Annotated in this window: 14 protein-coding genes; 5 read left to right on the top strand and 9 right to left on the bottom strand. The window is 34.3% G+C overall.

What is annotated here, in order from left to right:
- Window positions 1–18 precede the first annotated feature (18 nt).
- From C4F50_RS01820 to C4F50_RS01805, 4 genes are all read right to left on the bottom strand, one after another.
- Window positions 19–2,289, bottom strand: a complete 2,271-nt coding sequence (locus C4F50_RS01820; protein ID WP_193844722.1) for a hypothetical protein — start codon at window positions 2,287–2,289, stop codon at window positions 19–21.
- Window positions 2,249–3,319 (bottom strand): hypothetical protein, encoded by a 1,071-nt coding sequence (locus C4F50_RS01815; RefSeq protein ID WP_193844721.1) that lies wholly within the window; start codon window positions 3,317–3,319, stop codon window positions 2,249–2,251. The genes C4F50_RS01820 and C4F50_RS01815 overlap by 41 nt, the downstream gene beginning before the upstream one ends.
- A 341-nt stretch (window positions 3,320–3,660) precedes the next feature.
- Window positions 3,661–4,029, bottom strand: coding sequence for a hypothetical protein (locus C4F50_RS01810; protein ID WP_193844720.1), 369 nt, complete (start codon window positions 4,027–4,029; stop codon window positions 3,661–3,663).
- Window positions 4,030–4,505: 476 nt separating this feature from the next.
- On the bottom strand, window positions 4,506–7,142 hold the full coding sequence (locus tag C4F50_RS01805; RefSeq protein ID WP_193844719.1) for a valine--tRNA ligase: 2,637 nt from the start codon (window positions 7,140–7,142) through the stop codon (window positions 4,506–4,508).
- Window positions 7,143–7,419: 277 nt separating this feature from the next.
- Here C4F50_RS01805 and C4F50_RS01800 point away from each other — a divergent pair, with 277 nt between their 5' ends.
- Window positions 7,420–7,800, top strand: a complete 381-nt coding sequence (locus C4F50_RS01800; RefSeq protein WP_193844718.1) for a DUF1573 domain-containing protein — start codon at window positions 7,420–7,422, stop codon at window positions 7,798–7,800.
- A gap of 131 nt (window positions 7,801–7,931) precedes the next feature.
- Here the strand turns inward: C4F50_RS01800 and C4F50_RS01795 are convergent, their stop codons facing one another.
- The 5 genes from C4F50_RS01795 to C4F50_RS01775 all read right to left on the bottom strand — a co-directional run bounded on the left by C4F50_RS01795 (window position 7,932) and on the right by C4F50_RS01775 (window position 15,748).
- Window positions 7,932–8,414, bottom strand: coding sequence for a hypothetical protein (locus C4F50_RS01795; protein ID WP_193844717.1), 483 nt, complete (start codon window positions 8,412–8,414; stop codon window positions 7,932–7,934).
- Window positions 8,415–8,520: 106 nt separating this feature from the next.
- Window positions 8,521–10,650 carry an OmpA family protein gene (locus tag C4F50_RS01790; protein WP_228011940.1) on the bottom strand — a complete coding sequence of 710 codons (2,130 nt, stop codon included), beginning with the start codon at window positions 10,648–10,650 and terminating at the stop codon, window positions 8,521–8,523.
- A 10-nt stretch (window positions 10,651–10,660) separates the two neighbouring features.
- Window positions 10,661–11,596: a PorP/SprF family type IX secretion system membrane protein gene (locus C4F50_RS01785; protein ID WP_193844715.1), complete on the bottom strand. Its 936-nt coding sequence runs from the start codon at window positions 11,594–11,596 to the stop codon at window positions 10,661–10,663.
- Between the two features lie 33 nt (window positions 11,597–11,629).
- On the bottom strand, window positions 11,630–14,263 hold the full coding sequence (locus C4F50_RS01780; RefSeq protein ID WP_193844714.1) for a T9SS type B sorting domain-containing protein: 2,634 nt from the start codon (window positions 14,261–14,263) through the stop codon (window positions 11,630–11,632).
- Between the two features lie 159 nt (window positions 14,264–14,422).
- Window positions 14,423–15,748 carry a PDZ domain-containing protein gene (locus C4F50_RS01775; protein WP_193844713.1) on the bottom strand — a complete coding sequence of 442 codons (1,326 nt, stop codon included), beginning with the start codon at window positions 15,746–15,748 and terminating at the stop codon, window positions 14,423–14,425.
- Window positions 15,749–15,871: 123 nt separating this feature from the next.
- On the opposite strand from C4F50_RS01775, the gene C4F50_RS01770 reads away from it, so the two are divergent.
- The 4 genes from C4F50_RS01770 to cysS all read left to right on the top strand — a co-directional run bounded on the left by C4F50_RS01770 (window position 15,872) and on the right by cysS (window position 20,447).
- Window positions 15,872–17,068, top strand: coding sequence for a pyridoxal phosphate-dependent aminotransferase (locus C4F50_RS01770; RefSeq protein ID WP_193844712.1), 1,197 nt, complete (start codon window positions 15,872–15,874; stop codon window positions 17,066–17,068).
- A 136-nt stretch (window positions 17,069–17,204) separates the two neighbouring features.
- A complete protein-coding gene (locus C4F50_RS01765) occupies window positions 17,205–17,957 on the top strand; it encodes a hypothetical protein (RefSeq protein WP_193844711.1) in 753 nt (250 codons plus the stop codon).
- Between the two features lie 146 nt (window positions 17,958–18,103).
- Entirely contained in the window at window positions 18,104–18,775 is a 672-nt protein-coding gene (gene folE / locus C4F50_RS01760) for a GTP cyclohydrolase I FolE (protein WP_193844710.1), read from the top strand.
- Window positions 18,776–18,968: 193 nt separating this feature from the next.
- Window positions 18,969–20,447, top strand: coding sequence for a cysteine--tRNA ligase (gene cysS / locus C4F50_RS01755; RefSeq protein WP_193844709.1), 1,479 nt, complete (start codon window positions 18,969–18,971; stop codon window positions 20,445–20,447).
- Window positions 20,448–20,497: the final 50 nt, after the last annotated feature.

Genomic DNA, 20,497 nt, shown 5'->3' with positions numbered 1-20,497 from the left:
GTATTGGGATTGCTTTTATCATCTCTGTTTGAAGTAATTTTCTAAATTTTCACAGCCGGATAATTCCGAAGCAAATTCTGGGAATTCTTTTTTAACTCTTGCTGAATTAGTGTATTCTTCTTTTTCTGCAAAATCCATCATCCGTAAACATAATGCTTTAAATTTAACTGTTTTAGCATTTTGATACGCCAGCTTGTAATTGGCTGCAGCTTTTAATTTACTTCTATATTCAATTTCATCGATATAAGATTCTTTTCCGTTATTATCGCCATACCACGTAGAACTAGAATAACGCCGCATCATCCAGGAGTTTCCATAATCTGACATGTTGTAATAACAGTTTGCTATTAAAAAGTAATAATAAGCTTTGTCCTTTGTTGCAACATTATTGGCCAAATTGATGTATTTAATCAAATGCTCTGTTACAGAAAGTTTGGTAACCAAATACTTTTCTTTATGTGGTATAAAGGATTTTGTGTGTTTAAAATCATAAAATGGATTTTGATCAAAAACATAGCCTTCGTCGTATGGTCCTCTTTCCCACGCATTATAATTATCGTCCCAATATTTTTTGTCTAAAGTCTTAAAGGTTTTTAATGCATTGCTTAATTGATTTTCTCTAATATACTTTGTCCCCAACAGATCTTTTAAGTAATCTTTGTCTTTATACAATTTCGCATAAATAGCTTTTTGAAATTCAGACACATTCGTATTCTCTATGCTATTCACTATTTTTTGTAAATCTCTAGCAGTATAAACAAAGTCTAAATAATCAAAATAGCGATAAAATTCTGCCAGATTTCCAGACGTTTTAATTCGATTGCCGCGCCACTCTACGTCATCAGAATTATAATTTTCATTTGTTGTTCCCTCAATTAAAGACATCAAGGCCAATCCATCTACAATATTTCCTTTAAATTCTAATTCTCTTCCTAATGCAAAAATAAAACGTTCATCGTCTTTGTATTTTAAAATAATAGATTGAATGTGTGGTTTAATAACTGCTTTTCCATTTTCTTGATTCGCTGTTATGCACAATGCTTTAATTTTCTTCAATTCATCAATAACCTTTTCAGATTGGTGTTTTTTTTCAAACGAAACAATATTCTTTAAACAATCCGTATAATTTCTGGTAATAAACTGCAGATTGATTTTGGATGCTTCCCAAACTAAAACATCATGAACATTATTGATTGACACTGAATTTATAAAATCTAAAACTTCCTGCGCATACAGTCTGTCATGTTCAGAATTATTTCTCAAGCTCTCGGTCGTAATTTTATCTTTATCATTACTCCAGTCCGGATAGTATTGGGTTGATGGTAAATAATTAGAATAATAGGGCGTATAAACCCAATCTTCTATTTTGTTAAGTTCTCGTAAAAGCAGAAATCCAAGTATTTCAGACTTAGGATTGTTTTTATAAATCTCTTTAAGATACTCTAAGTTTTTATCTTTTTTCTGCATGGAAACAAATGCATAAACATTTGCAATGTCTTCTTTGGTTTTGGCTTGTTTTAAAGCATCGTCTATTTTAAAATCACTTTTGAAAAAATAGTAACTGGCAAATCTCTTTTCTGAACAGTTTGCCATCAAATCAGCAATATCTGTCATATAAGCTGGATTGGTTTTGGTAAACGTATAGAAAAACAAGCTCCAATAATAGAGATAATCTTTTTTCTTGTCTTTAAAATTAGATTCAAAAATATTTATAATCAAATTTTTATCACCAGAATAATACGCAAGCCGTATGGTTAAAAATGCATATTTTCTTTTAAAATATAGATTCTTTTCGTCGTTTGTAATCTTGACTATTTTGGCTAATAATTTACTTCTTCTCTCATTGTTTTCATTTTCATTTCTTTCCCAAGCGTCATCCGATTCATTGGTCAGTTCACAGCCTTTTGCAATTTTGAGATAATTAATCGCTTCCGTTTTATTATTGGCATACAAATATTTAATAAATTCATTGTCGCTGTTGGAATGAACATCTGTGTAAGACAAATTAAAATTAAAATCTTCTATATCTTCAATGGAAACTTTTTTGTTTGCATAATTGTACCAATCCAAGATATTTGCATCTGTCAATTTGTAACTATTTGGATCTCTTCCGTAATCATATCCCCATAGATCGGCATTATAATAAAACGCTTTATACGCAGCATATTTAAAGTATTCTGGTTTACAAATCGAATATCGTATATCTTCACCGTATGGAGAATAGCCACATGCCAGAGTTCTGCTAAAACTACTTACTAAAAGAGCTGTAAAAACTAGAAACTTCTTCATAATTGTATTTTTTAAATGTGCTGTTGTCTAAATGGAATAATGAAATTGTAGTGTTTTGATCTAATTCTACATTTTGTTTAATAATTGAAATAGCTTCTTTGATTGTTTTTGCACTTATTTCTTCGAATTTAAGCTGATCTCCCTTTTTTAAATACGTTTCATCTTCATTGGAGTAATCTTCTGTCATTTCATACCACATAGGTTTAATCTCTTTTGCAATATGACTTATATTGGCAGAATTAAAGTTTACAAGTCCGGCAAAACGATTATTATGATACCAAAGCGTCCAATAAAAAACAGGCAGTGCAACATCTAAATGTACAGGATAACTTCTTTTTTTATTCAAATATGACTTTAGTTCATCAATGTCTAAAATAGAATTTTTCTCTTTTTTTGATAATGGTTTAATCAAATTATAACACATCAGCATTGCTTTGTCGACTGGCGGAACTCCCATAATTTCAGGATATTTATACGGATAAAGACGCAGCGTACAACTGATTTCTTTTTTTGACAATTCTTTGATTTTCTTTAGCAGATAAAAATATTTATCTTTTGTTGACTTTGTCCAATCGCAGTCAATTTGAATTTCGGTATAATTGAAAACTACTTTTTTCTCATCTTCATTATTGTTGTAATAGTCATTTTCAAAGTGATATTTCTCAACCAAAAAAGTAATATTATCGGCTAATTTATCGAGCGATTTTTCGTCATTGTACTGAAAGATTTCATTTTTGATAAAAACGGTCGGCACAATCGTAACCGAATCTAAATCTCGAAAAGTATATATTGACGGACTGTTTTTTTGATACGGAAAATTCCCCATCGATTCATTATAATCAACTTCAAATAGTTTATAGTAGATTTTTTTTGTTTCTAATTTATTTAATGCTTTCACCGTTTCGGGATCAAAAGAGGAACTCTTTTTCCAGTAATAAAATGCTGGTTCCACATTTATAACTCGATTTTCTTTTTTAGAACATCCATAAAAAAGAGAAAAAACACAAACTAGAAAAATGATTTTTTTCATTATAAGACAATTAAATTTAAGATGTAAAGCGTTTTAAAATTATATTATTAAAAAAGGATAAACAATTCAATCGTCCCTATGGGACGATATTAAGATTGCGTCTTCACTACGGTACCAATAAGATGTTCCTACGTAACAATTAACAAAACATAAATGTTCCAGAGGAACATCTCGTTGGTAACAAACTTAATGAGTGCTAGCAACATTTGAGATTACCTAATAGACATTCCTGATGCCAATGTTCGGCAGGAACATCTGGTTGGTAAAAACCGAAACGATCTGATTTCCAGAGAAACGTTTGATTATTATATTTTTATAAAAAGCAAAACTGTTAAGGATTCTTATCTTCTTGCTTTAAAATATTCTTCAAAAGCATTGCAGTCAGAAATCAAATCTTCGTAGTTATCGCTGTATTTTGATTTTAAATCCTGATAATATTTGTTTTTCTTCCAAATAAAATCATCATAATTTTTAATTTTATTATTGTAATCGTCGGGATATTGATGCCTCAATTTATTCTTCTCACATTTCCCCATCATTCGCAGGCACAAAGCTTTAAATTTGGTTGTTTTGGCATTTTTAAAAGCTAAACCGTAGTATTTCTTTGCAAGATTACATTCGTAAAACTCATCGTTATCTACTTCAAAAAACTTGATATACAGTTTTTTTACACCCAAAGTTTTTATTGCAGCAGCCTCGGTGTCAGCCAAATTCCAAGAATCATTCTTCCAGTAATAAAATGCTTTTTCTACATTTTCAATTTTATGAGAGCATGATAAAAAGAGGCAGAAAAAAAAGCCGAAAGGAAGATATTTTTCATTAAAATGACAGAGATTATGTTGCGTAAAACCGTATTAAAATTATATCATTTTGAAATACAAAAAACATTTAAAACAAAAATATTTTATTAAAAATATACCGATGAAATCTTCCTGCGGACAATTAGAAAAACCAATGTTCCGCACGAACTTCACTCGATAAAAAACAACCGATTAGGATGTTCCATAGGAACATCCTAATCGGTAGAAACATTTCATTGGTAAAAAAAATTCATTCGTAAAAAAAATAGGCAGAGCAAATTACGTTCCGTAGGAACGTTTGAATATTGCATTTTTACAAAAAAAACAAACCCGACAGTTTTAAAAACTGTCGGGTTGAATTAGAATGTATCAATTAAGCTCGATTCTTATTTCAATCCAGCCAGACTCTGCTCAATTGTAGCAATTTTTGCTAAAGCATCGGCTTGTTTTTGTTTTTCGATATTTAAAACTTTTTCTGGCGCACCGTTTACGAATTTCTCGTTAGAAAGTTTCGCTTCTACAGATTTTAAGAATCCTTTTGTATAGTTTAATTCTTCTGTTAGTTTTTTAATCTCAGCTTCAACATCAATATTTCCTCCTGAAATCGGAATAAAATATTCATTTGATTTTACACGGAAAGATAAGGCTCCGTCTACTTTATCTGCAACATATTCGAAAGTTGAAAGATTACCCAATTTGGTGATTACCGAATCAAAATAAGTCGAAAAATTCTCTGTATTAATCGCTCTGAATTCGATACTGTCTTTCATAGCAATATTTTTTTCCTTACGAATCGTTCTGATTCCTGAAATTACCTCAACTGCATTTTCAAAATCGGCAATTAATTTAGCATCAAATGGTTTTAATTCTGGCCAAGTCGAAACAATTAAAGCTTCTTCTTTTGTTCTTTCAGCAATTAAATGCCAGATTTCTTCTGTTAGGAACGGCATAAACGGATGAAGCAGTTTCAAGTTGCTTTCTAGAATTTCAATTGCTTTATCAAATGTCTGTTTATCAATCGGCTGTTGGTATGCTGGTTTGATCATTTCAAGGAATAAAGAACAGAAATCATCCCAAACCAATTTATAAATGGCCATTAATGAATCTGAAATTCTGTATTTCTCAAAATTATCTTCAATATCCGCTAATGACTGTTGAAATTTAGCCTCATACCATTCAATCGCTGTTTTTGACGATTCTGGCTGTGCAATTGTTTCAGAAACTTCCCATCCTTTTATCAATCTAAGAGCGTTCCAAATTTTGTTTGTAAATGATTTTCCCTGAAGGCATAATTCTTCATCAAACATAATATCGTTTCCTGCAGAAGCACTTAAAAGCAAACCTACACGAACACCGTCGGCTCCGAATTTTTCGATCAAATCTAAAGGATCAGGAGAATTTCCTAATGATTTAGACATTTTGCGACGTTGTTTATCACGCACTAAACCTGTTAGATATACATTTTTAAATGGTTTTTCTCCTGTATATTCATAACCTGCAATAATCATTCTAGCAACCCAGAAAAACAAAATATCCGGACCTGTAACCAGATCGTTTGTTGGATAATAGTATTTAAAATCTTCGTTTTCCGGATTAACTACTCCATCAAAAACGGACATTGGCCATAACCACGCAGAAAACCATGTATCTAATGCATCAACGTCTTGTCTTAAGTCAGATGCTGTAAGTGAATTGTTAGAAGTTCTTTCTTGTGCTAATTTTAACGCATCTTCGATGTTTTCAGCTACAACAAAATCTTCTTTTCCGTCTCCATAATAAAACGCAGGAATTCTGTGTCCCCACCATAACTGACGGGAAATATTCCAATCGCGGATATTGTTTAACCAATGCGCATACGTATTTTCAAAACGTTTTGGGTGCAATTTTATGTCTCCTGTTTGCAGAACAGATTTTATAGCTGGTTTTACCAATTCTTCCATTTTCAAGAACCATTGGTCTGATAATCTTGGTTCGATTACCGCTTTGGTTCTTTCAGAAGTTCCCACTTTATTTAAATGGATTTCGGTCTTCGCCAAAGCGCCGCTTTCTTCTAATTCTTTTGCAATTTCGGTACGAACCACAAAACGGTCTTTTCCTTGATAATGCAATCCGAAGCTGTTTAGTGTTGCATCTTCATTAAAGATATCAACGATTTCCAGATTGTGTTTTTCTCCTAACGTTTTATCGTTCATGTCGTGCGCAGGAGTCACTTTTAAACATCCTGTTCCGAATTCTACATCTACATATTCGTCTTCAATAATCGGAATCACTCTGCCGCAAATAGGAACGATTGCTTTTTTACCTTTTAAATGCGTAAAACGCTCATCATTCGGATTGATACAGATGGCAGTATCACCAAAGATAGTCTCAGGACGTGTGGTAGCAATGGTCAAGAAATCTTCTGAACCTTCGATTTTATATTTCAGGAAAAATAATTTTCCTTGTTGTTCTTCGTAAATAACTTCTTCGTCGGACAACGTAGTTTTGGCTTCTGGATCCCAGTTTACCATACGGTATCCTCTGTAGATTAATCCTTTGTTGTATAAATCTACAAACGATTTAATTACAGCTGCCGACATGTCAGGATCCATCGTAAATTTGGTACGTTCCCAATCGCATGAAGCACCTAATTTTTTAAGCTGTTCCAGTATTGTTCCGCCATATTTATGCGTCCATTCCCAGGCGTGTGCTAAAAATTCTTCGCGTGTTAAATCGTTTTTATTGATTCCTTCTGCTTTTAGTTTTGCAACTACTTTTGCTTCTGTAGCAATAGAAGCGTGGTCTGTTCCCGGTACCCAGCAGGCGTTGAACCCTTTAAGACGTGCTCTACGAATTAAAACGTCTTGAATCGTGTTATTCAACATATGCCCCATATGAAGGACTCCAGTGACGTTTGGCGGCGGGATTACAATAGTGTACGGTGTTCTATGATCAGGTTCTGAATGAAAATAGTTGTTTTTCATCCAATACTCATACCATTTATTCTCACTTGTTTTAGCGTCAAATTGTGCTGGAATTGTCATTTATATAGGTTGTTTAATCGTTTATTTTTTCTTGATTTCGTTTTATCATTAATTCGTTTAATCGTTAAGCTGCAGAAAGGTTTTGATGAAATCTAAATTCACTCCCAATCCTTTAAGCATTTAATCAGTTAAACAAATAAACGAAACTTTGGTTCAATTTTTGTAATTATAACTGACAGCAAAAGTAAATAATTAAGTACACTATAAAAAGCGAATTAAAAATTTGTGTGTTAATTAAAAGAATGTATATTTACTTACAACTTAAAATCAATTTCAGATGAAAAATGCAGCCTCTTTTATTGCTGTCTTATTGTTTAGTGCAATAAGTTATGCTCAAAATGGCCCAAAGATTGAATTTGCCGCCCCAGACAATACAATCGATTATGGAAAAATTTCTAAAACTGATAATGGCCTACGTACGTTTGAGTTTACAAATACAGGAGACGCACCGCTGTTAATTATTGGTGCAGAATCTACCGTAAGTTCTATTGTGGTAACCAAACCTGCCGCTGCCGTTATGCCTGGCAAAAAAGGAAAAATCGATGTAAAATACAACATGGCTTCAGGACCAATTCGTAAAACAATTACTGTAGAAACCAATGCTGTCAATTATCCCGACGGAAGGGTTGCCCTTAAAATTAAAGGAGAAGTTTTATAAAAAAATAAATTCTAAAAAATAGTAAAGCCGTTTCTTTTGGAACGGCTTTTTTATTGTATAATCTTGTCATTTCTCTCCCGAGGCTTCTGGATCTAAATGACATAATTGGGCGATTATTTTGATGTCAAATTTTACTTCTCAGTGCACGCTGTTTCATCAAACTTATATTTTACTTTTTCAAAGTCAATTGGTTTGTCTTTTACCAAATAAGTAACTCCCATTGTAGTCTGCATGGTTCCGTTACCCAAAATAAGCTGTTTGTCTTTTTTAAGCAGAGCCATTGGGTTTTTGAATGTTTTGCCTTTATCTGTATTAGTCGTAAAAGTATAATCTACAAACAAAGTATCACCATGAAATTCTCCTGCTATCTCTCCTGTTCTTACTGTAGAAGGGGCAACTTTCATAGTCAAATCGCCGTTTAATTTGCCGTTTTTGAGTGTGTTCACTTTCAAATCAAGCGTATCCTTTTCATAAATTGCTTTGTAGCACTGCGTTCCTACTACAGTTTCGGCTTCTGCTTTTGCTGCTTCAGCTTCTTTTTGTTTTTCTTCATTTTTACAGCTTTGAAAACCAATGCAGGTCAAAAGCAGGCATGATAAGGCTAAATTTCTCATAATTTGGTATTTTTAATCATTTTGTGATGTCATAAAATTAAATAAAAAGATTCTAAAAGAAAGGCTTTTCATCAAAAAATACAGACTAAAAATAGACAATTTACTGCTACAAATTCTTAATCACAAACTCCGATCTTCTGTTCAATTCGTGTTCTTCTTCTGAGCAGGAATCATCGGTTTTGCATTTAATGATCGGGACATATTCCCCATATCCTTTTGCCGTAACTCTTTTGGCATTTATACCCGATTGAATGATAAACTCACGTGTCGAATTGGCTCTTTTCTGCGATAAGTCTTCGTTGAATTTGTCGTTTCCTCGAGAATCGGTATGCGATCCTATTTCGATTTCCATTTCTGGATATTTCTTCAACAAATCGACTACTCTTCCTAAAACCACTTTAGATTCTTTACGGATGTACCACATGTTATAATCAAAATAAATCGGATCGGTTTTGATGATTAAACGATCTTTATCCCTTACAACATCTTTTTCTTTCTCCAGAATCTCCTTAACCTTTTCTTTCTTTTTAACTTCGGCGGCAGCGATTTCAGCTTCTTTGGCTTGTTTTTCTTTTTGTTTTAATTCGATAACAGCTAAGGCTTCTTTTTTCTTGTTTTCTTCTTCTAAAATTAATTCTTGTTTTCTTTTCTTTTCGGCAATTTCTTTTTCTTCTAATTTAATTGCTTCCAGCGATTTTAATGCAAGAGAACCATCGTTTATCTTGTCTCGAGTTTTATCTAACGTAAATGATTTCGATTCGTTTGTGTAATTTTCTTTAAAGGCTGAAACTTTATAAGATGCTTCGCAGGGAACTCTAAAACTAAATTTTCCATCGGCTTCTGTTGTTACGGTATAAAGCGTATTTTTATCCGAATCCTGCAATATAACGGTTGCATTCTCTAATGCCAGTTTAGTCACAGCATCCGTGATAATTCCTGCAATCAGCTGTTTACAATCTTCAACAATCAGGTCTTTAATTTCTCTAAATTGATAAATATCGTCGCTGCCCTTTCCTCCTTCTCTATTAGAAGCAAAAAAACCTTCTTTGGTAGAAGCATCGATATTAAAAGCAAAATCATCTAAATTTGAATTTAACGGAAACCCGATATTAACAGGATCGCTGTATTCATTTCCATTAATTTCAGATACAAAAACATCTAATGATCCGTATCCTAAATGACCGTCTGACGAAAAATAAAGTTTATTAGCTGCAGCGGCAAATGGAAATTGTTCTCTTTTTGAGGTATTAATTTTTGACCCCAGATTTTTGGGAGTATCAAAAGCTCCTTTATTAACGTTTACCGAATAAAGATCAAACGAACCATAACCGCCGGGCATATCAGAAGCAAAATACAATACTTTTTCGTCCGGGCTCAACGCAGGGTGTTCTACAGAATAATTAGGACTGTTGAACGGAAGTGCAGCAATATTCTTCCATTTTCCGTCTATTAATTCGGCTTTAAAAATTTGAAGATTCGAAATTTTCTGGTCGTTCTTTTTCTTTCTTCCGTTTTTAGAATTGTTACGGGTAAAATAAATGGTTTTACCGTCTTTTGTAAAAACAGCATTCGATTCGTGCATTCCGGTTTTGAGTTCCTTTGCAAAATAATGTACGATAGAATCTGGAGAATTAATGTTCTTTAGCGGAAGCGTAACTAAATTTAAATACGTTTCATTGTCCCATTTAAACTTTTTATCAAATAATCCCGGTTTGAGTTTTACAGCGGCAAAAACTAAATTTTCTTTGTATTTGACAGCGCCGAATTCGGAGTTTGGTGTGTTTAAGGCTAAGTTTTTAATCTCAAAACGTTTCCCAATTGCGGTTACGTTTTCTAAAGTTTTCAATTCTTTTTCAAAATTTAAAACAGCGTCACTACTAGCAGACAGCGTATAATATTCTGTCAAAGCGGCATTGGCATCATCTGGGCTGTTCGTCGCTTTTAGAGTCTGGGCATATCTAAAATAATATTCCTTGTCTAATCCGTTATTATAATTTTTGATCAATAAACGGTAATAGCGCTGTGCTTTTACCAAGTTGTTGGTATAATAATACGAATCAGCCAAGTTTTTGATGACTTCCTGAGACGGTTTTTCTTCTGCCAGTCTTTCGTACAAGATAATGGCTTCGCTGTAATACGTTTTATCAAAAAAGCGTTTGGCTCTCGCCAAATCCTGATTTTGAGCGTATATCAGTTGTATTAAAAATACGAATATAATAACGAGTAGTTTTTTCATATTTTTCATTTTAAAAGAATCTTGGAGATTTATCAAAACCTTTTCCTAATAAGTCCAAATCAAAAAGCAGCATAATTTCGTGCGTGCCAGAGTTAAACTGTCCGAGATTTGTCAGCGTGTAATCGTAGGCATATCCTACTCTAAGCGTAGGCGTCACATTCATATTCGCCAAAAAACTTAGGGCATCTCCAACTCTGTAAGCGGCTCCAAACTCAAATTTATCATTGTACAAAACATTTGCTGTAACATCGAGTGTGATAGGAGCTCCTTTTACAAACTTGGACATAAAAGCAGGTTTTACTTTCCACATATCACTTACCTGAAAAATATATCCCGCAGTCAAAAAAGTATGAATGGCTTCTTCACCAAAAGCATTTACTCCTGATTTTTCTTCTATAAATTTAGATTTCAAGAGATTGGGAGCTGATAACCCGACATATAAATTATCTCTAAAATAATAAGCTCCAACTCCAATATTGGGTTTTGTTGCATTAATATCTTGTGCAAAAGCCATATCGGTTGCGGCAGAACCACTCTGCAGTACAAAACCATTAAAATTAGTCTGCATGGTAGAAAAACCAGCTTTTAAACCCAGCGAAAGACGGTTTTGACCTCCGAGTTTTAAGACATAAGCAAAATCTGCATTAAAATTGGTTTCTTTTTTTGCTCCGTCACCTATATCATCAGACTGCAATGAGAGACCGACTTCTACTTTTTCTGAAATGGCGCTGTGTCCAAAAAATGAAAAGGTTTTTGGAGCACCGACTGCACCCACCCACTGTGTTCGGTACATGCCTCCAAAATTCATCATGGCTGGAGTACCCGTAGCATAAGCAGGATTCACGATACTCATATTGTACATATAATGCGTGTATTCTGGATCTTGCTGTGCCGACGCAGGAAATATATAAAAAAGAAAAAGGATAAAAAGTATTATTTTTTTCATTTGAAAATTAGGTTTGATGAGATGAAAAAGAAATTATCGGTTCAAATAAAGACGTCCCTGTTTAGGAGGTTTATTGTCTTTATTAAACTGGATAATATAGAAATAGACGCCATTTGGAGCTATTCCGCTGCTAATTCCTTTAGATTCATAATTTATTCCATCCCAGCCGGGTTTATCTTTTCCTCCCTTATACATTCCGTTTCCATATCTGTTAAAAATTTCAATAGTATAGTCAGGATATAAAAAATCAATATCTGGAATTATAAAGACATCGTTTACGCCGTCGCCGTTAGGAGAAAATCCGTCGGGAATAAAAAACGGATATTCTGGCGCATTACAGTCTTTAAGTGTTACGGTTACCTCAAGATTTTGATCCGAAAAACAACCTGAAGCATTCGAAAAATCAAATCCATAATACGTCTTTTTATCAATTAAAAGCGTGCCCGAGGAAATGAGGTTTCCACCGTTTGGAGCATCGTACCAAACTACTGTTGCGGGCGAGTTGGTGTTATTTGATAAATTTAGAATTGTTGGATTGTCTAAACCACAGAAGTTTTGTCCATCGTCTTTTAAAGTCGGTGCGGGAGTGTCATTTATAGTAACCGAAATCATGGATGCCGGCGAAACACAGCCTGCAGGAGAGGTTTCTTTTAGGTAATAATTCTCTGACTTTAAAACGTAATCGTTTGCTAAAGGAGTCGCTGCAGTTTCAGAAATATACCATTTGTATTGTGCGCCTTTGGGTTCTAAATCTGCAACGGTCGGATCATCTGACTTGCAAAATGCCTGATTTGCAGCAAGAGGCGCCGGCGGAATCGGATTTAGTATAAAAGGATCGGAAACATTGGTGACATCTACGTCACAATTGGTCAGATTATTTTTGAGATTGGTAACCACTATAGTAGACGTGCCTGTATTGGGAAGTAAAGTGGACGGAATTACAAAAGCGGCATTTCCGTTAGTATTTGTCAAAACTACTGTTTGAACTGTAGAAGTGTTTGCGCCAGACAACTCATACGATAGTGTTACTTCTGTTAAATTATTAAGTCCAGAAACAGTGGCTCTGATCTCTTCTCCAAAACAAACATTTGGAGCCTGAATTCTTAAGGAATTAATATTGGGCAATGGATTTACCAGAATCTCGCCTTTAAGGTTGGCACTATTAACACACTGCGAAATAACGTGTGTAATCGCAGTAATGGTTATGGTCGAAGTACCGCTTCTGGAATTTAGTATTTCTGGAATTGTAAAGTTGGCAATACCGCCAGTTACTGTTAAACGGGACACCTGAGCTGTTGCCGTATTGGCTCCAGAAATATTATATATAATATCGTAATCGCCGTCGGCTAATTTTACGGCATTGGTTATCTGCACCAAGGCATCTTGATTCTGGCAGACGGTGGCAGGCGTCATTACCGCTCCTGTAAGATCTGGAAGCGGGTAAATAATTAGCTCGTCTGTCAAATTGCTAATCGTATTTTGACATGCCCGAACACTTGTAACTGCCACAATATTTAAAATATTGACTCTAAATCTTCCGACTGTCTGAAAATATTCTGGTTTTATAGGAAATAACAAAGTCCCGTTTGTAAAATTTGCCACAACCGTTTCAGTAGCTGCACGAGGACCGCTAACGCTAAAAGTAACATAATACAGACCGTTTGGGATTGGGTCCGGTCCTCTTTTTATCGTCGCAGAATAATTGGCCGTTGTAATTTCTGATTCGCAGATATCCGAATTAACCTCCAGTATTGCTCCTGTAAAATCAAGCTTTCTTTCTAATCGTATGCGTACTGTTGTACGGGCAATGGTACAAATTGGATTGTTAGAAGGAACTTCATAAGTAAAATGATAAGTTCCTTCTCCATAGGTATTGTAAATTTTTTCTAGGTTAATGTTGTGATCGCCTGTAAAAGTAAGCTCTCCTGTTCCGGTATTGTCTCTCCAAACACCGCCCAAATCATAGTTTGAGATTCTGCTGAAAAGATCTAAATTAGTATAAGCCGTTAAACCGTCGGTTGCACATAAATCTAGATGGGCAGGATTTCCTGATTCTGGAGCCCTAAAAATCCTTACAACGGCTGTAGAAGACATTGCAGGACAAGTGCCGATTGCAGGCATGGTGTACGTAAACTGATAAATGCCTTCTAGATTTTCTACATAAACTGTTGATCCTGAAAGATATTGATTGGTAGTATCATTATGCCAGACACCGTTAGACTGAGGACTGACATAATTTCCGTTAAAAGGCTGAAAAAGATTATAATAAACTACATCACTGCAAACAGAGACGTTTGGTGAAGTAACTCCAGAATAACCGCCAATGGTAACAGTCACTGTCGAAGTAGTATCGGTACATCCTCCAACGCCTGTAACGGTATAATTGTAACGATAAACATTACTTTCTCTAATTAATTGTGCGTTTAAAATACCTGTAGCGCTGTTTAAACCGCCTGAACCATCGACATCTTCCCATACACCCCCAGAAACAGGTGAGCCTCCCAGCAGAGAAAATAAATTAACTGCCTGACTGCTTGGATTTGGAATATCGCAAACTGTAAAAACAGCATCGTCACCAGCACATTGCGAATGAACGGTAAATGAAAAAGTTAAGAAAAAAACAAAAAACGAATAGTATTGTAAGATTTTATTGTAGTTTTTCTTCATAGATTAAGTTTTTAACATAAACTTAATAAAATATCTGACGACCTACACGAAAAAACAAAATTTAACAGTTAATTTTTCACAAAAAAATTAATTTGAGAAGGACAAAACTCGATAATACCAGTATTATCTATAAAAATGAAAATATTAGCTCACAAACAATTACAATTCATCTTGTAACTTAAATCTGAACTTTAAGATCAAACTATTGCGTTCTACTTCTAAAGTGATCCAAACATCTTCTTCTGATTTCAGCATTTGATTAATTTGCTGCAGGGAGTACCTGTAGGGGCGTTCTCTATTGATGCTCACGATGATATCTCCACGTCTTAAACCACATTTTTCGGCGGCAGAACTTTTCCGAATGTTTACAATTTCGTAAACTGGTTTTAATGCAAATTTGTATTTAAAATTGTTGTCGTTTTTTTCGTTGTAACTCACATCGCTCAACGAATTGCCGACTTGAACGGTTTCCATCTTAACTGTTTCCTGTACCCATTGTAACCCATTATGCTGTATCGTGATTCCACTTTTATTATAAGTAAAAGGTTCGCCATAATGGCTGTTTTTGCGCAGATACATATTTTTTCCTGCATAATCCAAAACAACTGTAAAACGTTTTAAGACTTCTCCCCCAACCGATCCTAAACGTCCTGGAACCATCTTTACATTTCGAATAGAACTAGAATCTGGAAAAGCGACTATTGGTTTTTTAAAATCAAACTCGTCAATAGAAAATTTGGTAATCTTGGCACGATGTCCCTCAATATCACCACTAAAACCTTTACCTAGAAAATCGGGAAAATTCTTTTTTGGAAGTTTGATTTTATCATTTTCAAAAATCCAAAAAGCATCGCTGTTGCCAATATCAATAAGCAGTTTTGCAGGAAGCGCCACAGAATCAACCGTTGCAGTGGTTGTAATATAAGGTTTTGATCTTTCTATAGTAATCGGTACTGCTTTAAATTTTTTGTTTAATTTTTTTCTAAAGGATTCGGTATCGGCATGCACGGTGATTCTTTTCTTTTGATAATTGATTTCTACCAGATTATTTCGAAAAAACTTATGACCGACAATCCCATTGACTGGAATTCCGATATGCGAAGACAAATTGAAATTTTGATCTAAAATGATATAAACCAAATGTCCTGTCGATTTTAATCCGTGAGTTGCCAAAATATTGTTGGTAGACTTAAGGCCTTCTACCTCTTCTTCACTTCCCAAACCTCGCAGACGTATTTTTTCGACATTATTAAAAGTCACTTCCTGTTTTTCTTCCATACTAAACAAAATCGTTTCTTCGACGCCCGAATCTAAGAGAAAATTCAATTCGACACCGTTGACTTTTATCGGAATAAAAATAAGGTTATTGATCATTTTAAATGGGATTACCACTTTAGAATGCTTCTTTTCCATCACAAAATCCCCTTGTGAAAAAAGCAAAAAAGGTAAGAATAACCCAAAAAACGATACTATATGTTTTTTCATTGACAATATTTTATTATAAAATTAGTAAATATATCGATAATTGTTAGATTTTTATAAGTACTGATATTGTTTACGTTAAATTCGAAAAAAAAATGCAAATTTGCACCTCAATAATTTATACTCATGCCAACAATTTCACTCAAAGGCAGAAACATGCCTGAATCACCGATACGCAAGCTGGCACCTTTCGCAGATTTAGCAAAGCAAAAGGGACACAAAGTGTATCACTTAAACATTGGTCAACCGGATATCAAGACACCGGAAGTGGCCATCGAGGCGGTAAAAAATATTGATTTGAGTATTATAGAATACAGTCCGTCTGCCGGATATGAAAGCTATAGAAAAAAATTAGCTCATTTTTACCAGCGCCAAAATGTAAATGTTAACTCAGAAGACATCATCGTAACAACTGGTGGCTCTGAAGCCTTACTTTTTGCACTGGCCACAATTACAGATCCTGGAGATGAAATCATTATTCCAGAACCTTTTTATGCTAATTACCATGCGTTTGCTTCTTCAACAAGTGCTACTGTAGTTCCTCTAGTTTCCACTATAGAAACTGCTTTTGCCTTACCAAGTATTGACGAAGTTGAAAAACTGATCACCTCAAAAACAAAAGCCATTTTGATTTGCAATCCTGGAAATCCAACTGGTTATTTATATTCTGAAGCCGAAATTAAACAACTGGCTTCTTTAATTAAAAAACACGATTTATACTTAATCGCTGATGAAGTATATCGTGAATTTTTATACGATGGAGATGATGTACATTTTTCTGTAATGAATCTTGATGATGTACAGCAAAATGTCATTATGGTCGATTCTGTTTCCAAACGTTACAGTATGTGTGGTGCACGCATTGGGTGTCTGGTTACCAAGAACAAAGACGTTTTGGCCACTGTGATGAAGTTTGCACAGGCACGTTTAAGCCCGCCGACAATTGAGCAGATTGCTTGTGAAGCCGCAATTGATACCCCGCAAAGTTATTTTGACGAAGTAATCGGAGAATATAAAGAACGCCGCGATACTTTGATTGCAGAATTAAACAAAATCGAAGGTGTTATTGTAACCAAACCAAAGGGTGCCTTTTACTGTATTGCAGAATTGCCCATTACCAACTCTGACGATTTTGCACAATGGCTTTTAGAAAGCTATAACCTAAACGGAGAAACGGTTATGATTGCTCCGGCAAAGGGATTTTATTCTACTCCTGGAATGGGACTCAATCAGGTACGTATTGCTTACGTTTTAAACAAAAAAGATTTGATAAGTGCCGTAAATATTTTAAAAGAAGCACTTTTAGTTTATAATAAAAGATAAAAACTAACCAAATTATTCTAAAATCTGTTTTAACTTCTTGTTGAAACAGATTTTTTTTATTCGCTGTTTTTCTTAAAACAATATTGATATCTTTTTAGTTATTAGTAATTTAGCATGAGACTTAAGGACTTTTAACATGAAAAAGTTAATCGTAATATCGTTTCTCTTTCTTCTTTCAACAGCTGCTATTAATAAAAATAGTAATGAGGTAAATAATATCAAAACCGAATGTACTTTTAAGCCTAAAAATGAGGGAATAGAGTATTATCGAAAAGAGATAAAGCGTGCTTTTTCATTATTAAAAAAGAAAAAAAAAGTTATAGACTTAGAACTCTTTAAAACCGAAAGGGCACCAATTCTTTCTATTGCTTTTCCCGAAATACTGCGCTACGACTCTTATTCTGATTATTTAGAAACTTCTTCTAACAAAATTTTATATGTCAACAAAGGAAAAGAGGCATCCGATTTTTCAACAGGTTATTTTCAAATGAAACCTTCATTTGTAGAGGAATTAGAAAATTATGTGGCCGTCGCCGAAAGCTTAAAAGCCTATGAGTGGATTATTATAACAAACAAAAACATAAAAGAAGCACGAAAAGAAAGAATAAGCCGTTTAGGAAATTTTCAGTGGCAATTGCGGTATTTAAAGGTATTTTGGTTTGCTGCAGAACATAAATATCAAAATATTGATTTTAAAAACCAACACGACAAAATTAGATTTTATGCCACTGCTTATAATTACGGTTTTACAAAGCCAGAAAGTGAGATAACAAAATACCAGTTTATAAAAAAATTCTCTTCTGGAGCAAATACAGATGCGCCAAAATTAGCTTTTGCAGATTTCTCAATTGATTTTATACAGACCTACTCCTTATTTTTTAACCAATAAAGAAATAAAATTGAAATCAAAAAACGGTATTTTAAACTATATCTAAAAAGGATCGATTAAATAGTAAAAACGATAGAAAAGGTTTGATTTTTATTAATTATCTTTACCGCCTTAAAAAGAAACACCCATTATAATAGTAGTTTTTAATGATAAATAACGAAGATTTTTTAGACGAAATAGGAGATAATCATTTCAGCAGTAATGCCAAAAACCCTTTGAGAGAAGATGCTTTTGAGCTGACTGATGATGAAAAAATAGAAAAAATTAAAAAAGATGTCGAAAACATCCTCCAAACTCTTGGAATGGATTTGACAGATGACAGCATAAAAGGCACTCCTAACCGTGTTGCAAAAATGTTTGTAAAAGAGATTTTTGGCGGTCTTAACCCTGCAAAACAGCCAAAAGCTTCTACTTTCGACAATAATTATAAATATGGCGAAATGCTTGTAGAAAAAAACATTACTGTTTATTCTACCTGCGAGCATCACTTACTGCCTATTATCGGTCGCGCTCACGTGGCTTATATCTCAAGCGGAAGAGTTATTGGTTTATCTAAAATGAATCGTATTGTTGAATATTATGCCAAAAGACCTCAGGTTCAAGAGCGTTTGACTATGCAGATTGTTCAGGAATTACAAAAAGCTTTAGGAACAGAAGATGTTGCCTGCGTTATAGACGCTAAACACCTTTGTGTAAACTCTCGCGGAATTAAAGACATCGAAAGCAGTACGGTAACTTCTGAATTCGGCGGAAAATTCAAAGATCCTCAAACCAAAAGAGAATTCTTAGATTATATCAAATTAGATACTCAATTTTAAGTTTAGTGTTTTTAGTTAATAGTTTAGTGTTCTGATTATATTTTTTTTTAAAGCTTTTGCTAAAAATTTAATCAACTAAGAACAACATCTAAAATTAAATGAAACGGTTGAGTGGTCAAAAATAAAATTGAATACCGCACAACAAACCAAAAACTATAACAATAAACCACAAACAATAAACAGTAAAAAAAATATGCCACTATACAGCAGTCAGCCTCTAAAAATATACAATTCACTTTCGGGTGAAAAAGAAGATTTCAAACCAATCCATGAAGGAAATGTTGGAATGTATGTTTGCGGACCTACGGTTTACAGCAATGTTCACTTAGGAAATGTGAGAACTTTTATGTCTTTTGATGTGATTTTCAGGTATTTTCTGCATTTGGATTATAAAGTGCGTTATGTTCGTAATATTACCGATGTAGGGCACATTGTAGATGATGTTGATGAAGGCGAAGACAAAATTGCCAAAAAAGCACGTTTGGAGCAGCTGGAACCAATGGAAGTCGTACAGCGCTATACGGTAGATTTTCACGATATCTTGAAGTCATTCAACTTCCTGCCTCCAAGTATTGAGCCAACAGCAACTGGGCATATTATTGAGCAGATTGAAATTATCAAAAAAATAATAGACACGGGAATTGGTTATGAAGCCAACGGTTCTGTTTATTTTGATGTGGTAAAATATAACGAAACCAACAATTATGGAGTTTTAAGTGGCAGAAACATTGAAGATATGCTCGCCAATACCCGTGATTTGGATGGTCAGTCTGACAAAAGAAACCCTCAGGATTTTGCACTTTGGAAAAGAGCAGAACCAGAACATATTATGAGATGGCCTTCACCTTGGAGTGACGGATTCCCAGGATGGCATTTAGAATGTACAGCAATGAGTACTAAATATCTTGGTAATCATTTTGACATTCACGGAGGCGGAATGGATTTGAAATTCCCGCACCACGAATGCGAAATTGCACAAAACGAAGCTTGTACAGGGCAATCTCCGGTAAATTACTGGATGCATGCCAACATGCTGACCCTAAACGGTAAAAAAATGGCAAAATCGACTGGAAACAACATTCTTCCAGGCGAAATTCTCAGCGGAGACAACAATATCTTAAGCAAACCGTTTTCTGCTTCAGTGACGCGTTTCTTTATGCTTCAGGCACATTACAGAAGTATTTTAGATTTTTCTGATGATGCCATTGTTGCTGCCGAAAAAGGATACAAAAGATTGATGGAAGCTGTTGACTCTTTACCGAGTATCAATGCTGGAAATGCAAGTTCGCTTGATTTTGCTTCATGGAAACAGCTTTGTTATGATGCTATGAACGACGACTTCAATACCCCAATTTTGATTGCGCAGTTATTTGAAGCTGTTCGTTATATTAATTTATTAAAAGAAGGAAAAGAAACTATTTCTGAATCTGATTTAGCATCATTTAAAAACGCTGTTAATGCTTTTGTTTTTGATGTCTTAGGATTAAAGGACGAAAAAGCAACAGACGTTAATACTGACAAATTAGAAGGAGCTGTTAACATGTTGATTGCCATGAGAAATCAGGCTCGTGCAGATAAAAACTTTGCACTGTCTGATCAAATCCGTGATCAATTGATTGCTTTAGGAATTCAATTAAAGGACGGAAAAGAAGGAACTTCTTTTAGCATTTAACACATTTAATGTAACAAAGCGTTCTTAAGTTCAACTAATGTAAGTACAAA

Origin of the sequence: Flavobacterium hungaricum, assembly GCF_015182285.1 — a bacterium.
GTDB classification, from domain to species: domain Bacteria; phylum Bacteroidota; class Bacteroidia; order Flavobacteriales; family Flavobacteriaceae; genus Flavobacterium; species Flavobacterium hungaricum.
Note: the sequence above shows the minus strand (reverse complement) of the source record. Positions and strands in the feature narration are given on the sequence as shown.

What these genes read in the sequence shown, in the direction of transcription:
- C4F50_RS01805 (WP_193844719.1), bottom strand. Translation starts at nt 7,142, where the DNA reads ATGACAATTCCAGCACAATTTGACGCTAAAACAAGTGAGAATAAATGG.
- C4F50_RS01785 (WP_193844715.1), bottom strand. Translation starts at nt 11,596, where the DNA reads ATGAAAAAAATAATACTTTTTATCCTTTTTCTTTTTTATATATTTCCT.
- C4F50_RS01815 (WP_193844721.1), bottom strand. Translation starts at nt 3,319, where the DNA reads ATGAAAAAAATCATTTTTCTAGTTTGTGTTTTTTCTCTTTTTTATGGA.
- C4F50_RS01775 (WP_193844713.1), bottom strand. Translation starts at nt 15,748, where the DNA reads ATGAAAAAACATATAGTATCGTTTTTTGGGTTATTCTTACCTTTTTTG.
- C4F50_RS01820 (WP_193844722.1), bottom strand. Translation starts at nt 2,289, where the DNA reads ATGAAGAAGTTTCTAGTTTTTACAGCTCTTTTAGTAAGTAGTTTTAGC.
- C4F50_RS01795 (WP_193844717.1), bottom strand. Translation starts at nt 8,414, where the DNA reads ATGAGAAATTTAGCCTTATCATGCCTGCTTTTGACCTGCATTGGTTTT.
- C4F50_RS01780 (WP_193844714.1), bottom strand. Translation starts at nt 14,263, where the DNA reads ATGAAGAAAAACTACAATAAAATCTTACAATACTATTCGTTTTTTGTT.
- cysS (WP_193844709.1), top strand. Translation starts at nt 18,969, where the DNA reads ATGCCACTATACAGCAGTCAGCCTCTAAAAATATACAATTCACTTTCG.
- C4F50_RS01790 (WP_228011940.1), bottom strand. Translation starts at nt 10,650, where the DNA reads ATGAAAAAACTACTCGTTATTATATTCGTATTTTTAATACAACTGATA.
- folE (WP_193844710.1), top strand. Translation starts at nt 18,104, where the DNA reads ATGATAAATAACGAAGATTTTTTAGACGAAATAGGAGATAATCATTTC.
- C4F50_RS01765 (WP_193844711.1), top strand. Translation starts at nt 17,205, where the DNA reads ATGAAAAAGTTAATCGTAATATCGTTTCTCTTTCTTCTTTCAACAGCT.
- C4F50_RS01770 (WP_193844712.1), top strand. Translation starts at nt 15,872, where the DNA reads ATGCCAACAATTTCACTCAAAGGCAGAAACATGCCTGAATCACCGATA.
- C4F50_RS01800 (WP_193844718.1), top strand. Translation starts at nt 7,420, where the DNA reads ATGAAAAATGCAGCCTCTTTTATTGCTGTCTTATTGTTTAGTGCAATA.